Genomic DNA, 20,457 nt, shown 5'->3' on the forward strand with positions numbered 1-20,457 from the left:
TAATACCAAATTTAAATATTGGTAAATACTCTGAATCTAAAATCTAAACTTTGTATAAGAAGAATTTCTTTGTGGAGATGCTGCACTAATATTTAGATATCAGTTTATATCATGGCAAAAAATTTAATTATTTTGCTACCAAGTAGCTAGAAAATATCTCCCGGATCTGCGGAGCGAAGTTTATTGATAGCAAGCGCTCCTGATGTTATACACATTAAGACTGTTGAAGTTAAGACGAGCGCTGCATTATTAGTGGTCATAACTATTGGTAGTTTAGTTGCTTCTGCTGCAAAACTATATAACAAGACAGAAGTAATAAATCCTGGGATATAACCTAAGATTGCCAAAATCAAGGCTTGCTGAAATACCACATTTAATAAATAGCTGTTGGCATAACCTATGGCTTTTAAAGTGGCGTAAGCAACGAATTGTGTAGCAATATTGCTGTAAAGAATTTGATAAACAATAACCACACCAACCACCGCAGCCATTGTCAACATCAAGTTAAGAATAAAACCAATGGGTGTTCTGACAGCCCAATAGTTTTTTTCAAAATCAATGAAGCCTTGGCGGGTAAAAACTTGGACATCATTAGGCAAACTTGCTTGTAAATTTTTCAGTACTGTTTCTGCATTAGTACCAGGTTTGAGGGAAATCAAGCCAATATCTATCATATCTGCTGGACGAGTATTAGGATTTATCCTCAAGAAAGTGGAGTCACTAACAAGTAAATTTCCATCTACCCCAAAGGAAGGCCCTAATGTGAATAACCCGCCTATTCTCACTTTATAGCCAATTAATGAATTGAAGGGAAATATTTCAACTGTTTGTGTAGTATCTCCGGCATTAAATTTTTCAGCTATTGGGCCAAACTCTGGGCGAGAACCCCGATCAAAAAGCACGACATCGGGAATTTTGAGTTTATCTAAATTTTTCTCTACTTCTGGGAGATTCATCACCGGTCTACCTGGATCGAAACCAATAACATATATTGAATATTTCTCACTAGTAGCCGGATTTTTTAGTTTGGCAAATTGCAAATACATCGGGCTAACTGACTCTACGCCATCAAACCCCAAAGATTGGTATAAACGAGTCCGCGAAAAGCTTTGATTTGAGGTCAAAGATTTATATTGCGAACTAACTAAAAATAAATCTCCCTTGAGATTCTGATGGACTGCGGTTGCACTAGAATAGAGGGCATCTTGAAAACCAAGTTGCACAAACATTAGCAGCACAATAAAGCCAATCCCGGCTACAGCTACTAATAAACGAACTTTTTGTTGGGCTAGCTGTAGCCATGCTAAAGGAATTTTTAAAATCATGGATTTATTTATTATTTGTCATTTGTCATTTGTCATTGGTCATTTGTCATTTGTGAATGACCTATGCCTTATGACTAAATATGAATGGCGACATCGACTTGTAAGTTAGTGAAACGAGCGACCTTTTCACTGTCGGCGGGATTATCAATGGAGATTTTCACTTCCACTATTCTGCGGTCTGTATCTGAACCAGGGTTGAGGCTAAAGATACTTTGTTTGTCGACTTGCCAACCAATTTCTTTTACAGTTCCTTTTATTGTTCCAGGAAATGCAGTGCTGGTAATGGTGGCTTTTTGTCCTACACGTACTTTTTGAACATCGGTTTGATACACCTCTGCAATCACATACATTTGAGATGTCTTACCTATCTCAGCAAATCCTCTGCTGGTGCTAATTACTTCTCCGGTTTTGGCGTGAATTTTCAAAATTTTGCCATTTATGGGAGATTTGATGTAACTTAAATCCAAGTCGGCTTTTGCTTGTTGAACAGAAGTTGTGGCACTATTGACTTCGGTTTGTGCAACTTGAACATCTACGCTACGCACTTCACTAATACTTTTGAGTTGTGCTTCTGCTTGCTTGCGTTGTTCTTGGAATGTGTCTTGAGTTCGCTTGAGGGTGGCTTGAGCTTCCGTTAGCTGCTGTTGTGTAGTCTTTAGTTGCAAAGCTTTGGTATCTGCTACAGAAGCCGCGATCGCACCTTGTCTATATAATTGCTGATAGCGATTATTCTCGGCTTGAGCGTTGTCTACTTCCGCTTGGATGCGGTCAATTGTCGCCTGTTGTGTCGCAACGTCTCCTTTATATTGTGGCTCTAAACGAGCGATCGCAGCCTTTTGAGCATCGACATCTCCGGTTTTAGCTCCCGATTTCACCTGCGCTAGTTTAGCTTTGGCAACTTGGAGTTTGTCTAAAGCCTGTTGCAACGCGGTTCTAGAACGACCATAGTTTTCTAGATATGCCAGTAATTGCCCTGCTTTAACCGCATCTCCTTCTTTCACCAACAGTCTATCTACTCGCACCCCATTATTAGAAGTGGGAGCAGTCAAAGTAGTAACTTCGCCTTCTGGCTCTAAACGTCCCAAGGCTGTCACAGCAACTTTCACAGGCGTGGCAGCTTTGGGAGGATTTGCTGGGGCTGTCACAACTTTGGGTTTAGACCAATAAGGTGTCAAACTATAGAAAGCGATTAATCCAGCCGCTAAAGTGAGAGAAGCTGCTAAAATTACTTGCGATCGGCCTACGGGTTTTCTGAATAATCGACTTTCTTTATTTACTGCCATATTTTCATTCCAATTCTGCTTTTTTAGAGAATATCCTGGTTATATTTAGTCGATTAAAATAGACTCATCCGCAAATTACCAAGAGGGCTTTTCCTCTAGGATTTATACTTTAAATTCCGTGGATGGCTCTAAATTGGTTTTATATGAATTGTTGTACGCTTTTACCGCCCAAACTTAGTATTGTGGCGTGAAAATTAATGGCGTGTTACTTCAAAGCTTCCTAAGTTATATCCTAATTTGTCATCTAATCCCGTAGCGTAAAATACAATAGCGCTAGCCAGCAAACTTAACTCTCAATAACAACGAAGCGCTAATAAAAATGAGATCAAAACCTGGATAAACTTGTTATCAAGTATGGACTAAAAGTTGATTATTGTCAACTAATTGAATTTGCATAAGTCCTGATTCTCTCACTAAAAGATTTCATCACAATCAGATAAGGTGCTGAAAAAAATGTACCAATCGCTAATCTATTGTCTAGCAATTGAATACGTACAAATAGTTCGTTATTAAGCAGATTTGATATTACTAACAGATTATTATTATCGAGGTTGTGTAATATAAGACATTCTTATAGCGATTTGTAGCAGGGGTAATTGATGAATTGCCCTTACTTAAACTATTAGCTTTGTAATTGATTGCACAGGTCAGTGGTAGATGAGATGCAAAACCTGAGCTTTGTTTAAGTTTACTGTTTACTAAAAATTCATTTAACTCATATTATGTTTATCTAGCAACATACTTAAAATTAATATTTGCTTTATAAATAACCACTTTGCTTCTTAACTTGACTTATATTAAAAAATAACCAAAAACTTTGACTCAATTATGATGCTTCTTTGAGAAACAATACTTGTAGTTATTGCATTTATATATGTATTCATTGAATTGTTACTTACTAGACAACAGATTTGTAGTGTTAACTTAACCAAGAAAATATTTATGTTTAACCCGTAGGTAACAAAATTTTTCACATATTTATTTAGTTATAAATTATACTTTTAGGCTAAATTTATTCAAAAATTCTATCAGTAAGAGTATATGGTTATTTATAAAATAAGTTTAAAGGAATGATTTAGTTTTTGTAAAATATGCTAGTATTTTTATTAATTCAATGCTTTAAAGTGGTTAAAGAAACTAGTTATTTAATTAATATTTTGAAATTAAAAAATAACTAAAAATAACTGCGTTGTCATTATCTAGCGATCGTTTAATTACTTTTCCAACTTGCATAAACTCGGATTAAAGGCGGTGTCTTTTCTGTAACGAAATTGTCAACTTTACTAGGTCATATACCATAAAATATATTATCCTGGACGTTAAAACTAGCTATGACCTTGATTGAGATACAGAACGTTTTTATTAACACCAGCTATATTGCTGTGTTTAGGCTAGATAATCAAACGGTTTCGAGTGAAAAAAACGTTTCTGTTTCCTTAGCTACTCCTCAGTTTTCCTCGCTCCAGTAGGATACCATTGCTCCAAATCTCTACTATTACAAATGGATTGAATTTACTGGTCAAGCAGCTATTACACTCCAAGACTATTTTACCAGTTTTAACAACGTCATCGACCTATTGCCACAATATCAAGAGTCTAGCGTTGGATAACATTTTTTCGCGATGTCTACGACGGGCTACGCCTACGCAGTGTGCCAAAATCGCCTATAAATCTAAGGCTTTGTCAGGGCAGTATGTGTCGTGTGGTGTCGATTTGCAGAAAAGCATTTAGCACAGATAGGATAGCTAGCTGCTTACAAGACGAGAGATTTTCATTATTTAGTAGGCAACAGAAATTACTGTAACTACACAATCCACAGTACTAACTATGCCCTATGTCTGCTTATTCAATTAATACTGCCTTAGCGGAGTTAGAGAGCCTTATCAATAATTGTGAAAAGGCTGTGATGAGGTCTATAGAGGAAAAAAACATGAAGTCAGATAAATCAGATAAATCAGTGTCAATTAACAGAATTAACAGACAATTACAACACAATCCTATTGCCATCGTTGGGATGGCTTCTCTATTGCCTCAAGCTAGAAACTTGCGGGAATACTGGCAAAATATAGTAAACAAAATTGACTGTATTACTGATGTTCCTTCGACTCACTGGAGCGTCGAAGATTATTACGATCCGAATCCTAGAACTACTGAAGATAAAACCTATTGTAAAAGAGGTGGATTTCTTCCAGAGGTAGATTTTAACCCGATGGAATTCGGCATACCACCCAGCATTTTAGAAGTCACAGATGTATCGCAACTATTAAGTTTATTGGTTGCGAAAGAAGCGATGGAAGATGCTGGCTATGGCGAAAAACGTGAATTTAACCGCGAGATGGTTGGGGTAATCTTAGGCGTGGCGATGGCCAAGCAATTAGGAATGCCACTTTCTGCCAGATTGGAATATCCAATTTGGGAAAAAGCGCTTAAAAGCAGTGGTTTATCTGACGAAGATACCCAAAAAATCGTTGATAAAATCAAAAGCGCCTACGTGAAGTGGGATGAGAACGCTTTCCCTGGAATGTTAGCTAATGTAGTCGCGGGTAGAATTGCCAATCGCCTAAATTTTGGCGGGATGAATTGTGTAGTTGATGCCGCTTGTGCTAGTTCCTTCGGTGCTTTAAAAATGGCAATCAGCGAACTAGTTGAGCATCGTTCTGACATGATGCTAACTGGTGGCGTTGATACCGATAACACCATCATGGCTTACATCTCGTTCAGCAAAACACCGGCGGTTTCTCCTAGCGAAAATGTCAAACCTTTCGATGCTAAATCTGATGGGATGATGCTGGGTGAAGGTATCGGGATGATTGTTCTCAAACGGCTAGAAGATGCTGAACGGGACAACGATAAAATATATGCCGTAATTAAAGGTATTGGTACTTCCAGCGATGGGCGTTACAAGAGCATTTATGCTCCCCGCAAAGAAGGTCAAGTTAAAGCCTTGGAACGTGCTTATGAAGATGCCGGCTTCTCTCCCGCTACTGTTGGTTTGATGGAAGCACATGGTACAGGTACAATGGCTGGAGATCCGACAGAATTCGGTTCTTTAAAAGACTTCTTTGATGTGCATGATGACAAAAAGCAGCACATCGCTTTGGGTAGTGTGAAATCGCAAATCGGACACACAAAAGCGGCTGCGGGTGCGGCGAGTTTGATTAAAACTGCTTTGGCTTTACATCACAAAGTATTACCGCCGACAATTAACATTACCGAGCCGAACCCCAAACTCAACATTAAAAATTCATCCTTTTATTTGAATACTGAAACTAGACCTTGGATTCGTCCAGAAGGGGAAGCGCCAAGACGCGCAGGTGTAAGTTCTTTCGGATTTGGCGGAACTAACTATCACGTCGTTTTGGAAGAATATGAAGCTGACCAAAACGCCGCTTACCGCTTACACAGTGATGCTAGTGAAGTGCTGTTGTTTGCTCCTACGGTAGACCAATTGTTGAGCAAATCTGAAGAGATTTTAGGTAAGTTGCGATCGCCTGAAGCACCAACACATTACGCGCAATTAGTCAATGAGTGCAAATCACAACAAATTCCCCTCTCTGCTGCCAGATTTGGGTTTGTCGCAGAGAATCTGGAAGAAGCTTGCAAGTTGTTGCAAACTAGCATTGAGTGGCTGAAACATAAAGGAACAGCAGCATCTTGGGAGCATCCCCAAGGGATTTATTACCGTTCCTCTGGTATGGAGTTGGGCGGAAAAGTTGTCTCTCTATTTTCTGGTCAAGGTTCGCAATACTTGGAGATGGGCCGGGAACTGGTGATGAATTTTCCTTTGATGCGCCGTCTTCATGGTTATATGGATAGCCTGTTGCTCAAAGATAATTTGCAGCCGTTGTCAGAAATCGTTTTCCCTCATCCTGTGTTTGGAGAGGCAGAAAAAAATGTCCAAATTGCTGCTTTACAACGCACAGAATACGCTCAACCAGCCATCGGGGTGTTGAGTGCAGGGATGTACAGCATCCTGCAACAAGCTGGATTTAAGTCAGATTTCGTTGCCGGTCACAGCTTTGGTGAACTAACCGCACTATGGGCTGCGGGGGTTTTGAGTACAGAAGATTACTTGTTCTTAGTGAAAGCTAGGGGTCAAGCAATGGCTGCACCTGAAGATCCAGATCATGATGCGGGAAGTATGCTGGCTGTCAAAGAAGATATCAGCAAAGTGGAAGCAGTGCTGAGGCATTTTCCGCAAGTTGCGATCGCTAATCAAAATTCTCCGACTCAATTTGTCTTGGCTGGGCCTACCGCAGAAATAGCGAGAATCAAAGAGGCTTTACACGAGAAAGGATATACGGCTGTATTGCTACCTGTATCCGCAGCGTTCCATACACCGCTAATTGCCTTTGCTCAGAAATCATTTGCGATCGCTACTAAGTCTGTCAAATTCCAAAGTCCCAAAATCCCTGTTTACAGCAACGTTACCAGTAAGCAGTATCCCAAAGAACCCCAAGGTATTCAAAAGATTCTGGAAACGCACCTTTCCAACTCGGTGCTGTTTAAACAGGAAATTGAAAATATCTATGCGGCGGGTGGTACTTGCTTTGTGGAATTTGGGCCAAGGAGAATTCTTACCAACTTAGTCAAAGATATCCTTGGCGATCGCCCACATATTACCGTATCTTTGAACCCCAGCACTCAAAAGAATAGCGATCGCTCTTTGCGAGAAGCAGTTGTGCAGTTGCGGGTGATAGGTATGGCTTTGAATAACCTCGATCCTTACCAACTTCCCCAAACTATACCCCCAATTGAGACGAAGAAGACATTAAATGTCCGTTTAAACGGGATAAACTACAGATCCGAAAAAACGAAAAATGCCTTTGCTCTAGCTTTGCAGGATGGGCACAAAGTTACATTACCCACTCCCGAATCTTCTGAAACTGTGGCTCCTTTATTTAGCAGCCCCGGTGTAACTCCACCTGTAGCAGTGATAGAGACTAACGGACATAAAAAACTTACCCCAGCAATGAACGGTGTGACTGCTAGTATCATCACCCAGCCAGAGCAACAGATGAATCCTGTTACCCTGTCACAACCAGTCCAGGAATCTAAGATGCAACCAACACCAGAAAAACTTACAAATTACGAACAACTTTTAGCAAGTTTAGAATACCTCCTGACACAGTTCCAAGAAAATCAAGCGGAGAATTTACAAGTTCACGGTACTTATCTCAACCATCAAATGGAATACGCTAAAGCGTTTTTCCAACTGATGCAGCAGCAGAATTCATTGTTGAGTGAAAGTAAATCAACAGCCGAAACTGCCAAAATGAAGCTAGTTGTCATGGAAAGCTTAGAGCGTAGCATGATGCAGTTTCATTCCCAACAAGGTGAAACTCTACGCATCCATGAGCAATATCTTCAAGAGCAACTGGAATATACTAAAAGCTTTTTCCAACTCATACAGCAAGAGTATTCTCAAATCATCTCTGGTGAGGGAGCAACCCAACTAACAGAGATAAGCAATTTCACTCCGTTCACAACAGAAACAACTGTTAGTGATGCACCAGTACCTCCTACTACCAAGATAGTAGAAAGCCAGCCTTTGCCTGTAACTGAGCCTGTAGCTAAAAACGGCTTAAATGTTACTCAAGAACCTCTACCGCCTGCTGTAGAGCCTGTAGTTGAAACTCCTGTATCCCCAGAGACGCGAGCGATCGCGTCTCTACTTCCCACACCCCATTTCGCCACTGTCGAGACAGTAGAGCCACCTGTCCCAGTAGTAGAACCCCAACCTGAAGTTGTAGTCAAAATTAGCTCACCTCCAGTCAACGACGTTGTTGCATTCACCCCAGAACCAGCACCCACAACTGCTGCACCTGTATCTGGCGCAACCATCGATATTGTTGACTTGGATAAAAACCTGTTAGCCATCACCAGCGATAAGACCGGCTACCCAGTCGAAATGCTGGAAATGGACATGGACATGGAAGCTGATTTAGGAATTGACTCCATCAAACGGGTGGAAATCTTGGGGGCGCTACAAGAAATGTACCCCAACCTACCCAAGCCCAATTTAGAAGAACTGTCAGAAAAACGCACCATCGGTCAAGTTGTAGAGTATCTGCAATCTCACGCTTCTAGAAGTGTTTCTGTAGAAATTGCAATTCACGAAGTACAACAAGCAAGCGAGATTTCAGTAGAGGCTGCACCAGTAGTTGAGGTAGTCATTGCACCGGAACCAAGCGTAGTTGTCGCATTCACCCCAGAACCAGAACCCGCTACAAGTGATGAATTTGCAAACTTAGGTGAAACCCTGTTAGCCATCACCAGCGATAAGACCGGCTATCCAGTCGAAATGCTGGAACTGGAAATGGACATGGAAGCCGACTTGGGGATTGACTCGATTAAACGGGTGGAAATCTTAGGGGCGATGCAAGAAATGTACCCCAACTTACCCAAGCCAAATATCGAAGAACTTGGCGATCTTCGCACCATCGGTCAAATAGTTGATTACCTACAGCAGTTGGCTGGAGGTGAAAAAAAAAAGTCTGAGCCTGAGTTTGTCCAACAACAGCCACCGGAATTAGAGCATAATATCCCGCGCTATACCGTCAAACTCAGAAGCTTACCACAGCCCGATTATTTGGATTTCACGTTACCAGAGGGACACATCGGTTTAATCACCGATGATGGTTCCCTCACCACTTATAAATTAACTGAATCCCTAATCGAGAAAGGCTGGAAAGTAGTAGTTATCAGCTTCCCCCAATCGCTTATCGCCCAACAAGCACCCTTACCCACAGGAGTAACCCGCGTCACCTTAGCAAACTTGAGTGAAGAACATCTTCAACAACAATTGCAAGCGATCGCATCTCACTGCGGAACGATTGGGGCCTTCATCCATCTACATCCGATGTTTGTAGGAAATCACACCGGAAGTATTTCTTATAACGAATCAGAAAAGGCGATCGTCAAGCACGTATTTTTGATGGCGAAACACCTCAAACCCTCCCTCAACGAAGCCGCAAAGCATGGACGTAGTTGTTTCTGCACAGTTGCTCACCTCGATGGAGCCTTCGGTTTAGAGTACAAAGTCAACTTCGGTGCGATCGGGGCTGGTTTATTTGGATTAACCAAAACTCTCAGATGGGAATGGTCAAAAGTTTTCACCCGTGCGATCGATTTAAGTCCCAGACTTGATGCTAAACAATCAGTACAAAACATCATCGCCGAACTTCACGACCCCAACCTTTATATAAGTGAAGTTGGCTACGGCTCACAAGGACGAGTCACCATTATCGCCGATTAAAAAGTTGATTAATGTTGTGTGCAACTTTATCTCGAACCTAACCCCCAACCCCTTCCCTACTAGCGTTAGGGAGTAAGAATCAAAGCCTCGGTGTACACACAAGTCGAATTACCCCCCTTAATCCCCCCTTATAAAGGGGGGAAACAGGAAATCTAGTTCCCTCCCCTTGTAAAGGGGAGGGTTAGGGTGGGGTAAAACCCTGGTTAATCAGCTACTTCAGACTTGCATATACACCGTAGCCCTGTGGGGGAGAGGAATGGAAGTGGGGTTTCAAAAATAAGTTACACATCAAATCCAATTTACGCAGGTATTCACGAGGATTTATGACACAAACAGCCCAGCTTAGTCCATCATCTGTCTTTGTCGTGAGCGGCGGTGCAAAAGGGATTACGGCTGAGTGTACTATCAGATTAGCCCAACAGCAACCCTGTAAATTTATCCTCCTCGGTCGCTCCGAACTATTAGAAAGCGAACCAGATTTTGCTCAAAATTCCGATGAATCCGCATTGAAAAAATGCATCATGGAAAATCTTCTTTCTCAAGGAGAGAAGCCCACACCCATGAATGTGCAAAAAATATATAACAAAATTACCTCCAGCCGCGAAATTAAAAAGACTCTAGCAGCAATTGAAAAAACCGGAGCTAAAGCAGAATATATCAGCGTCGATGTCACAGATACGCCAGCTTTACAAGAAAAACTTGCTACTGCTGTACAACATCTTGGCCCAATTACCGGAATCATCCACGGCGCGGGAAACTTAGCTGATAAGTTAATTGAAAAGAAAACAGAAGAGGATTTTGAAAAAGTTTATACTGCTAAAGTTCAAGGTTTAGAAAACCTGTTAGCTTGCGTTAACCCTAATCAACTTCAGCATTTAGTTTTGTTTTCTTCAGTAACAGGCTTTTACGGAAATCCTGGACAATCTGATTATGCGATCGCAAATGAAATTCTGAACAAATCAGCCCATATATTTAAGCAAAGTTATCCCTCATGTCATGTTGTCGCAATCAACTGGGGTGCTTGGGATAGTGGGATGGTGACAGCAGAATTAAAGAAGATTTTTCAAGAGCGAAAAATCGAAATAATTCCCATTGCAGTTGGGGCACAAATGCTTGTGAAAGAAATGGATAATACCAATCATGCAACCTCACAAGTTGTTATTGGTAGTCCACTAGTTCCAATGGCTACAGAGCTAGATTCAGAACTACGAACCTATCGTATTCGTCGCCAAATGACATTGGAGGCTAATCCATTTTTGCACGATCATACGATTGCTGGTTCTCCTGTTTTACCAGCAACTTGTGCAATGACTTGGATTATCAATGCTTCTGAACAATTGTATCCCGGTTATCGGTTGTTTAATTACCAAGATTTTAAGGTTTTAAAGGGGATTACTTTCAATGAAATATTGGCAAAGGAACATATTTTAGAAATAGAAGAAATTTCTAAAGTTAATCTCGAACGAATCGAACTTAAAGCCAAAATTTCGAGTAAAAACCCTGAAGGCAGAATCCATTTTCATTTTAGCGCTCAACTCAATCTCCAGCGAGAAATCCCAAATGTACCCACTTATGAATCTCTCAATCTCGAAGAAGATAATATCATCACCGCTACAGGAAAAGATTTTTACCAAAATGGTGGGGCTACATTATTTCATGGCCCGGCTTTTCAAGAAATCAAAAGAGTTTTAAACATCAGCCCTGAAAAAATTACTACAGAATGTCTCTGGCCAGAACTCACCCCACAGCAACAAGGACAATTCCCTGTCCAATGGGTTAATCCTTACACCACTGACTTGAGTATGCACGCCTTATGGGTTTGGACACAACACTTTCATGAAGAAGGTTGTTTACCTGGAAAAGTAGAAAAATTTGAACAATTTGCGATGATACCACATAACGAGACTTTTTACGTTTCTTGTGAAGTACTATCTAAGACACCAAGTAGTGCGATCGCAAACTTCATCATACACGACCGTCAAGGTAAAATCTATTCACGAATGCTCGGCGCTCATGCCATTATTTGGTCAATGAAAATGCTTAGAAGCTAGTAATTGGTCAAGTTGAAAGTTTGTAGCGAGGACTTTAATTGTTATTTTACAAGTATAGCTTTACGTAAATTCGTGCAGAATTGAGGGTTTAAATTTAAACGCAAAGGTTCGCAAAGGGAAACGCAAAGGAGCGCAGAGAGTTCGCAAGAAATCTTGTACTAAGCAATAAAGTCTTTACTACGAACTATCAAAGCTAGCTTAATCTTAGGATTGCTATAACTTGCCTCGTTCAAAGTTTGGGGAACAGCGTAAATCCTGCCTTTTAATTATCTCTTGCTAAATACCCAAACTCGGAGCATATAAATCGTGGAAAAAATAGCCATCATCGCGTTATCGTGCCTATTCCCCGATGCTAAAAATCCTGAAGAATACTGGCAAAACATCGTTAATCAAAAAGATTCGACATCCTCTGCAACCGTCGAAGAAATCGGAGTAGATCCGACAATATTTCATAATCCAGTTAAAGGTACACCAGACAAAACTTATTCTCTCAAAGGCGGATACATCCGCAACTTCCAGTTTAATCCATCTGAATACAATCTACCATCAGAATTTGTTGCTGGTTTAGATAACACTTTCAAATGGTCATTGTATGCCGCTAAACAAGCAATTGTACAGAGTGGTTATTGGGGTAATCAAAATGTCCTGGCAAAATGTGGCGTAATTTTAGGTAATTTGTCATTCCCGACAAAATTATCTAATCAATTATTCTCTCCAATTTACCAGCAAACTATTAATCCTGCTGTCAGAGAACTTTTGCAGTATGAAGAATTTAATTTAGCTGTCCCAAGTGCAACTAAAGCATCTTTGTACAATGCGATGATATCTGGTTTGCCAGCATCTATCGTAGCTCAAGCTCTCTCTCTATCCCAGATTAATTTATGTCTGGATGCTGCTTGTTCATCATCATTTTATGCGATTAAACTAGCATCTCATTACTTGTGGTCACACAAAGCTGATGTCATGTTAGCTGGAGCCATCAGTTGTGCAGATTCCTTATTCGTGCGGATGTTATTTTCTGGTGTTCAAGGGTATGCAGAAAACGGCATCAGCCGCCCCTTAGATAAATCCTCTAGAGGATTAATTCCCGCCGATGGTGTTGGGATGGTGATGCTGAAAAGATATTCTGATGCCGTTAGAGATGGCGATAATATTCTTGCTACCATCTGCGGTAATGGACTATCGAATGATGGCAAAGGTAAACATTTACTGAGTCCAAATCCTAAAGGGCAAGTTTTAGCTTTTGAACGAGCCTATAACGAGGCAAAAGTTAGTCCCAAAACCATCGATTATCTAGAGTGTCACGCCACCGGCACATTACTAGGGGATACAACCGAATTCAATTCTATCGAAACATTCTTTGGTCAAAATCAAGCTGCGCCTCTGGTGGGTTCTGCAAAGGCAAATACTGGCCACTTGTTAACTGCTGCTGGCATGGTTGGCTTGACTAAAGTGATTTTGAGTATGTCTCATGGTGTAATTCCAGCAACCATGAATGTTTCGGAACCTTTAACTTCAGAAAAAGGTACAATTTCTGCCGACAAGATTGTTAGAACAGCTACAGCATGGCCAAATAATAACGCACCAATTAAACGGGCAGCTATTAGCGCTTTTGGTTTCGGTGGTACTAATTCTCATCTGATTTTAGAACAAGGAACTACAACAGAATCAGTTGAATCAACTTCACCTGTTCCACCTGCCAAAGTCGCCATTGTCGGCATGGATGCCTTTTTTGGTAACTGCAATGGTTTAGATGCTTTTGAACGCAGTATTTATGATGGAACACAACATTTTACTTCTCTACCACCTCAAAGATGGCACGGTATAGAAAATCAAGAAAGTGTCCTGAAAGAGTACGGTTTAGCAGACGGGAAATCACCAGTAGGAGCATACATCAAGGATTTTGAAATCGATACTTTATCGTGCAAAATCCCACCGAATGAAATCGAAAAGCTAAACCCACAACAATTGTTACTCCTGAAGGTTAGCGATCGCGCTGTCAAAGATGCGAAACTACAGGAAGGTGGCAATGTAGCTGTGATTGTTGCCGCAGAGACAGAATTCTCTGTGCATCAGCTACAGCAAAGATGGAATTTGTCTTGGCAAGTTAAAGACGGCTTACTCAACCAAGGAATTTCTCTACCTGCTGAACACCTTTCCCAACTGGAAACCATTGTCAAAGATAGCATTCACCAACCAGTAGAAATCGGCGAATATGTGAGTCATATCGCCAACATCATGGCGAGTCGGATTTCTGCTTTGTGGAATTTCACTGGCCCTGCATTCACCGTCAGCGCTGGCGAAAATTCTGCCCTCAAGGCGTTGGAAGTTGCCCAAATGCTACTTGCTACGGGAGAAGTAGACGCGGTGGTTGTTGGTGCAGTAGATTTAGCAGGTGGTGTGGAAAATGTCTTGTTCCGCAGCCAATTTGCACCAATTAATACGGGTGTAAATACGTTAGGTTATGACCAACAAGCCAATGGCTGGACGGTTGGCGAAGGTGCGGGTGCTGTCGTCCTCAAGCGCTACGAAGCTGCTAAAGAAGACAATGAACGCATCTATGCAGTAATTGATGCCATGAGTTTTGCACAAGGTAATTCTACTTTGAGTGATGCTTTGGTAAAACCTGATGCTTCAGCTATCAGTAATGTCTGCAAACAAGCTTTCGAGATGGCAGAGATTCAACCCACAGAGGTTAACTATGTGGAAGTCTTCGGTAGTGGCATTCCCCAGGAGGATGAAGCCGAAATCACAGGTTTACTCCAAGCTTATCCGAAAGTGGGCAATGGTTTGCATTGTGCATTAGGTAGCGTCAAAGCAAATATCGGTCACACCTATACAGCATCGGGAATTGCTAGCTTAATCAAAACCGCCCTCTGTCTTTATTACAGGTATATTCCCGCCACACCAAAATGGTCTGGTGTCAAAACACCGCAAGTATGGGAAGGTAGCCCTTTCTATGTGGCGATGGAATCAAGACCTTGGTTTGTCGATAAAGGCGGTACACGCAGAATAGCAGCAATTAATAGCATGGGTATAGATGGCAGTTACGCCCATTTAATCTTGTCGGAGGAACCCAGCCAAGAGGAGCGCGACAACAGATATTTGCAACAAATGCCTTTTCATCTGTTTCCCATCGCAGTTAGCGATCGCTCCACTATACCCGATATCCTAAACCATCTCCAAAAATCCATCGAAGCCAGTTCTTCTTTATCAGCTACCGCTAGCCAAACATTTGCTACCTTTCAACAGCAATCTAATGCAAAATACGTCTTATCAATTGCAGGACGTAACACAAAAGAACTACTTAAAGAAATTGAATCTGCCCGCAAAGGTGTAAATAATGCCTTTGAGAATGGTACAGATTGGCAAACACCAATAGGAAGTTATTTCACAGCGAAACCATTGGGTAAAACTGGAGCAGTTGCTTATGTTTACCCCGCAGCAGTCAATTCTTATATCGGCATTGGTCGCACCGTATTTCGGTTATTTCCGAAAGTCTTCGAGGACTTAAAAAGTAACAATCTCTACAATCGGGCTGCCGATGTTGAAAAGCTGGTTTATCCCAGAAGCTTACCTAAATTGACAACCAGGCAATTAGAAACTCTCGAAAAGCAATTGTTAGATGATTCACTGGCAATGTTTGAAAGTGAAATTGCCTTTGCTAGATACATGACGGCAATTTTCCGAGATGATTTTCAAGTCAAGCCGCAATGCGTTTTTGGGTATAGCTTGGGTGAAACTAGTATGATGGTTGCCCAAGGAGTTTGGAGTGATTTTGAAGGCGGAAGTAATACCTTAAACTCATCACCTTTATTTGGCGATAAGTTATCTGGGCCGAAAAATGCTGTGCGTGAATATTGGGGATTAACAGATTCACCAAATAATAATTTTTGGAATACCTATGTTCTCATGGCTACTCCATCTCAAGTTAGAGAATGCCTGAAACATGAAAATCATGTCTACTTAACTCAAATCAACACACCAGAAGAAGTATTAATTGCTGGTGAAGATGCTGCCTGTAAGCGAGTGATTGCGACTTTAGATTGCAATTCTTTCCCTGCTCCCTTCGACCATGTGATACATTGTGAAGCAATGCGATCGCAGTTTGAGGAAATCAAGAAGGTAAACAGCTTACCATCACAAAATCTTCCTGGGATTGTGTTTTATTCTGCCGCCGATTATCAACCAGTTGCACTTGAAAGAGATGCGATCGCTCACAATATCGCCAAAGGATTGTGCCAAGAACTTGATTTTCCGCAATTAGTTAATCGTGTCTACGGCGATGGGGTCAAAATATTTTTAGAAGCAGGTGCTGGTAGTGTTTGTTCACGATGGATTGATAAAATTCTTGGCAGCAAAGAACATATCACAGTCTCTCTAAATCGTAGAGGGATGGATGACCATGCTTCGATGGTTAAAGCATTAGCAAAACTACTCAGTCATCAGGTGAACGTAGATTTATCACCACTGTATAGCAAAGCCCAAGAAAGCGCTAATTCAAGTAAAGCAACATTAAGAACAGTTACCTTGGGTGGGAAAGCGATCGCTGCTACAATTTTGAGCGACGAAAATCGCAAACTGGTTGAAGATTTTGCTGGGGATCTTAGGAGCGAACGCTTCAAAATACAGCATCCAGATATACCTAATGTTCAACAATCTGAAATCACAGATTTTCTTAACACTTCCAACCACATAACTCAACAAGAAAGTCATTCCCCTAACATCTTGCCTCAGCCAGAAGAAGTAAAACCGAAAAATATCATTGATAACGTTTTTGAAACGAGAGAACAATTACAATCTTCTGAGTCAAGCGCAATTAAACAGCCAATTTCTCTTTCTTCCCCGCCAGTCATAACTCGAAAAATTAGCAGCATCATCAGCATGTTCGATTTAAATAAGACCCAGTATCAAAAGCTCAATGCTAATAATTCAAAGATAACTAAAGCACATACTGCTTTTTTACAAGCTAGACAAGACTACAGTCAGCAAATGAGCGAAATCATTCAATTGCAACTAGCTTGCGCCCAAAATTTGCTTAATGACGAATCTTGACATAAGTCCACATACTTCAACCATCAATAAACTTGGGTAAGGGGAAAGGTGAACTGATAAAAGGAAAATATTTCTTCCCCATTTCTTATTCCCCACTCCCCACTCCCCTTATTTAATAATTGTAATCTGAGGGATAACTGCCGTGACAACCGTAGATACGGTACTAAGTAAACACGATAATGGCCTTAATTTCTCTTCCTGGTCTTATAACAAAAACCAGGTTTGGAAAGGTTCTTTAGAAACTGTATCTTTCGAGAAACAAACCATCAAAGATAAATTGATGGTGTTAAATAAACCCTGCTACATCGTGAAAGTTGCCGGAAAAATCGGTGTCACAAATGAGGGGTATTTATGCCCTGGTGATAATGGCACAACAGCACAAGTAGAACTGCTAACATTTGCAGCCCCAATCCGCATTCAACAATTTGGAGATCCGAATTTTCTCTCCTCTTATGGAGTAAAATATGCCTACGTTACCGGCGCAATGGCTGGCGGAATTGCTTCTGAAGAAATGGTCATTGCACTCGGAAAAGAGCAAATTTTGAGTTCCTTTGGTGCAGGTGGTTTAACTCCAGAACGTTTGGAAGCAGCCATCAATCGCATTCAACAAGCCTTACCTCAAGGGCCTTACGCATTTAATTTAATTCATAGCCCCAACGAACCTGCGATTGAACGCCGGGCTGTGGATTTATACCTCAAATATCAAGTAAGAACAGTAGAAGCCTCTGCATTTCTCGACTTAACCCCCAACATTGTTTATTACCGTCTTGCTGGATTGGGATTAAATAACGCCAATCAAATTGAAATCAAAAATAAAATCATTGCCAAAATTTCTCGCCGAGAAGTTGCGACTAAATTTCTGCAACCAGCACCGGCCAGAATAATCAAAGAACTTCTGGAACAAGGGTTAATTACTGACTTACAAGCAACTCTTGCAGCCAAAGTTCCAATGGCTGATGATATTACCGTCGAGGCTGATTCTGGAGGTCATACAGATAACCGTCCCCTAGTTTGTGTGTTACCTTCTATTATTGCCTTGCGGGATGAAATTCAAGCACAATATCATTACCAAACACCCATTAGAATCGGCGTTGCAGGGGGAATTGGGACACCACAATCAGCATTAGCAGCCTTTATGATGGGTGCTGCTTATATAATGACCGGTTCCATTAATCAATCATGCGTTGAATCTGGGGCTTGTGAACATACCAAAAAGTTATTAGCCCAAGCAGAAATGGCTGATATGATAATGGCTCCAGCAGCAGATATGTTTGAAATGGGAGTCAAATTGCAAGTTCTCAAACGGGGTACAATGTTCCCCATGCGAGCGCAGAAATTATTTGAACTCTATCGTGCTTATGATTCCATTGAAGAGATTCCTTTGGCAGAAAGAGAGAAATTAGAAAAACAAGTTTTTCGCAAAACTATTGCTGAAGTATGGGAAGGAACTGCGGCTTATCTGTCCCAAAAGAATCCTGAGAAACTTGGGAAAGCAGTTAATAATCCTAAACTGAAAATGGCGTTGATTTTTCGCTGGTATTTAGGATTATCTTCTCGTTGGTCTAGTTCTGGTGAAAAAGGTAGAGAAGTCGATTATCAAATTTGGTGTGGCCCGGCAATGGGCGGTTTCAATGACTGGGTACGCGGTTCTTATTTGTCTGAACCAAATAATCGTGGTGTAGTTGATGTTGCTAATCAAATTATGACTGGTGCAGCCTTTTTGTATCGTGTCCAAAATTTGAAAATTCAAGGACTGCAAGCTTCCAATTATTACAGTCAATATCACCCTGTTCGTTCTACATCATTGTTGGAGCTTTAAAAATGACTATAAAACAGTCTTTCACAGCAGACGATATTCAAATATTTTTGGTATCTAACTTAGCTAAGTTGCTAGGAGTCGCAACTGATGAAATAGATGTCAAAGAACATTTAGAAAACTATGGGTTGGATTCAGCCCAAGCAATGATTCTAGTAAGTAACTTAGAAAAGTTGCTCGGATTTCAACCATCTCCGTTGCTATTGTGGCATTACCCAAATATTGAAGCTCTTTCACAGCGTTTAGCTGAAGAAGTACAAGAAGGTTCGCCTGTTCAAGATACAAAAGTAGTAGCCTCTAATGCCAATGCTGCACCCTCTGTTCTAGATTTAGGTGCAGAGGCTGTTCTTGACCCCACCATCCATCCCGGTGCTGCATCTAATGTGCTGGTGGGTGAACCCAAGAACATCTTTTTAACTGGAGGAACAGGCTTCTTAGGAGCCTTTATCATCCGGGAATTGCTACAAGAAACTAATGCGGATATCTATTGTTTAGTGCGTGCGGCTAATGCCGAAGAAGGCAAAAGCAAACTCCAAAAGAATCTGGAACAGTATGCAATTTGGCAAGAAGAATTTAAGTCCAGAATTATTCCGATTGTCGGCGATTTATCTCTGCCATTGTTAGGTGTTGGCTCTGAACAGTTTCAACTTTTAGCTACCAATATTGATACTATTTATCATAGTGGTGCTTTGTTGAATTATGTTTTTCCATACTCAGCACTGAAAGCAGCCAATGTTTTAGGAACTCAAGAAGTTTTGAGATTGGCTTGTCAAATTAAAGTCAAGCCTGTACATTACGTTTCTAGTGTGGCTGTTTTTGAATCCACGGCTTATGCTGGCAAGGTTGTTAAAGAACAGGATGAATTCAATCATTGGGAAGGTATTTATCTCGGTTACTCTCAAACAAAATGGGTAGCCGAAAAGTTAGTCAAAATTGCTCGTGACCGTGGGCTTCCTGTAACTATTCACAGACCGCCACTGATTTCAGGTGATAGCAAAACAGGCATTTGTAACACACATGACTTTATCAATTTGATGACCAAGGGCTGTCTACAAATGGGATATTTCCCTGATGTAGATTATATGTTGGATATGTCACCTGTGGACTATGTAAGTAAAGCGATCGTTTATCTGTCACGGCAAAAAGAATCTATAGGTAAGGCTTTCAATTTACAACATCCCCAACCTGCTGCTTTGAAAATGCTAGTTGAGTGGATACGCTCTTTTGGTTATTCAGTTGAAATGATTCCCTATGAAAAATGGCAATCTGAGTTAATCAATAATGTGACTTCTGCGGACAATCCTTTGTACACTCTGCGGCCATTTTTGTTGGAACGTTGGTCTGATGAACAACTGACTATTCCTGATTTGTATTTACAAGCTAGAAGACCTCATATTAGCTGCCAAGATACTCTTCATGCACTAGCAGGTAGTTCTATTGCTTGCCCTCCAATTGACTCTCAATTGTTTATGACTTATACTGCCTACTTGATTCAAAGCGGCTTCTTGAATCTCGCTTAGTAATTCATAAATTGCGTAGGATGTGTCAAGGCTAAATTGTTGCAAAAAAAAATTGTAGTAGCGCGGCAAGCTGAATTTATTGGGTTGAATTATTCTGTTAATGATTAGAGTTTGGTTTTGTGAGTTTTTTAAACCCAACATTTTAAGCA

7 protein-coding genes and 1 pseudogene are annotated in these 20,457 nt (G+C 40.9%); 6 read left to right on the forward strand and 2 right to left on the reverse strand.

The annotated features are described in order from the left end of the window. Positions 1 to 146 precede the first annotated feature (146 nt). On the reverse strand, positions 147 to 1,325 hold the full coding sequence (devC, locus tag RMY64_RS29030; RefSeq protein WP_322701812.1) for an ABC transporter permease DevC: 1,179 nt from the start codon (positions 1,323 to 1,325) through the stop codon (positions 147 to 149). Positions 1,326 to 1,399: 74 nt separating this feature from the next. Next, positions 1,400 to 2,608 (reverse strand): ABC exporter membrane fusion protein, encoded by a 1,209-nt coding sequence (locus tag RMY64_RS29035; RefSeq protein ID WP_322701813.1) that lies wholly within the window; start codon positions 2,606 to 2,608, stop codon positions 1,400 to 1,402. Positions 2,609 to 3,939: 1,331 nt separating this feature from the next. On the opposite strand from RMY64_RS29035, the pseudogene RMY64_RS29040 reads away from it, so the two are divergent. The 6 genes and pseudogenes from RMY64_RS29040 to RMY64_RS29065 all read left to right on the forward strand — a co-directional run bounded on the left by RMY64_RS29040 (position 3,940) and on the right by RMY64_RS29065 (position 20,308). Next, a pseudogene (locus RMY64_RS29040) lies at positions 3,940 to 4,218 on the forward strand (hypothetical protein). A 224-nt stretch (positions 4,219 to 4,442) separates the two neighbouring features. Next, positions 4,443 to 9,866, forward strand: a complete 5,424-nt coding sequence (locus RMY64_RS29045) for a polyketide synthase (RefSeq protein WP_322701814.1) — start codon at positions 4,443 to 4,445, stop codon at positions 9,864 to 9,866. Positions 9,867 to 10,189: 323 nt separating this feature from the next. Continuing rightward, positions 10,190 to 11,917, forward strand: a complete 1,728-nt coding sequence (locus RMY64_RS29050) for an SDR family NAD(P)-dependent oxidoreductase (RefSeq protein WP_322670402.1) — start codon at positions 10,190 to 10,192, stop codon at positions 11,915 to 11,917. Positions 11,918 to 12,223: 306 nt separating this feature from the next. Continuing rightward, positions 12,224 to 16,972, forward strand: coding sequence for a PfaB family protein (locus tag RMY64_RS29055; RefSeq protein ID WP_322701815.1), 4,749 nt, complete (start codon positions 12,224 to 12,226; stop codon positions 16,970 to 16,972). Positions 16,973 to 17,114: 142 nt separating this feature from the next. After that, entirely contained in the window at positions 17,115 to 18,791 is a 1,677-nt protein-coding gene (locus RMY64_RS29060) for a PfaD family polyunsaturated fatty acid/polyketide biosynthesis protein (RefSeq protein WP_322670404.1), read from the forward strand. Between the two features lie 2 nt (positions 18,792 to 18,793). Continuing rightward, positions 18,794 to 20,308 (forward strand): thioester reductase domain-containing protein, encoded by a 1,515-nt coding sequence (locus RMY64_RS29065; protein ID WP_322670405.1) that lies wholly within the window; start codon positions 18,794 to 18,796, stop codon positions 20,306 to 20,308. Positions 20,309 to 20,457: the final 149 nt, after the last annotated feature.

The organism is Nostoc sp. DedQUE08, from assembly GCF_034530895.1.
Taxonomy (GTDB): Bacteria; Cyanobacteriota; Cyanobacteriia; order Cyanobacteriales; family Nostocaceae; genus Nostoc.

Coding starts and splice junctions, on each gene's coding strand:
- devC (WP_322701812.1), bottom strand. CDS start 1,325: ATGATTTTAAAAATTCCTTTAGCATGGCTACAGCTAGCCCAACAAAAA.
- RMY64_RS29050 (WP_322670402.1), top strand. CDS start 10,190: ATGACACAAACAGCCCAGCTTAGTCCATCATCTGTCTTTGTCGTGAGC.
- RMY64_RS29045 (WP_322701814.1), top strand. CDS start 4,443: ATGTCTGCTTATTCAATTAATACTGCCTTAGCGGAGTTAGAGAGCCTT.
- RMY64_RS29035 (WP_322701813.1), bottom strand. CDS start 2,608: ATGGCAGTAAATAAAGAAAGTCGATTATTCAGAAAACCCGTAGGCCGA.
- RMY64_RS29065 (WP_322670405.1), top strand. CDS start 18,794: ATGACTATAAAACAGTCTTTCACAGCAGACGATATTCAAATATTTTTG.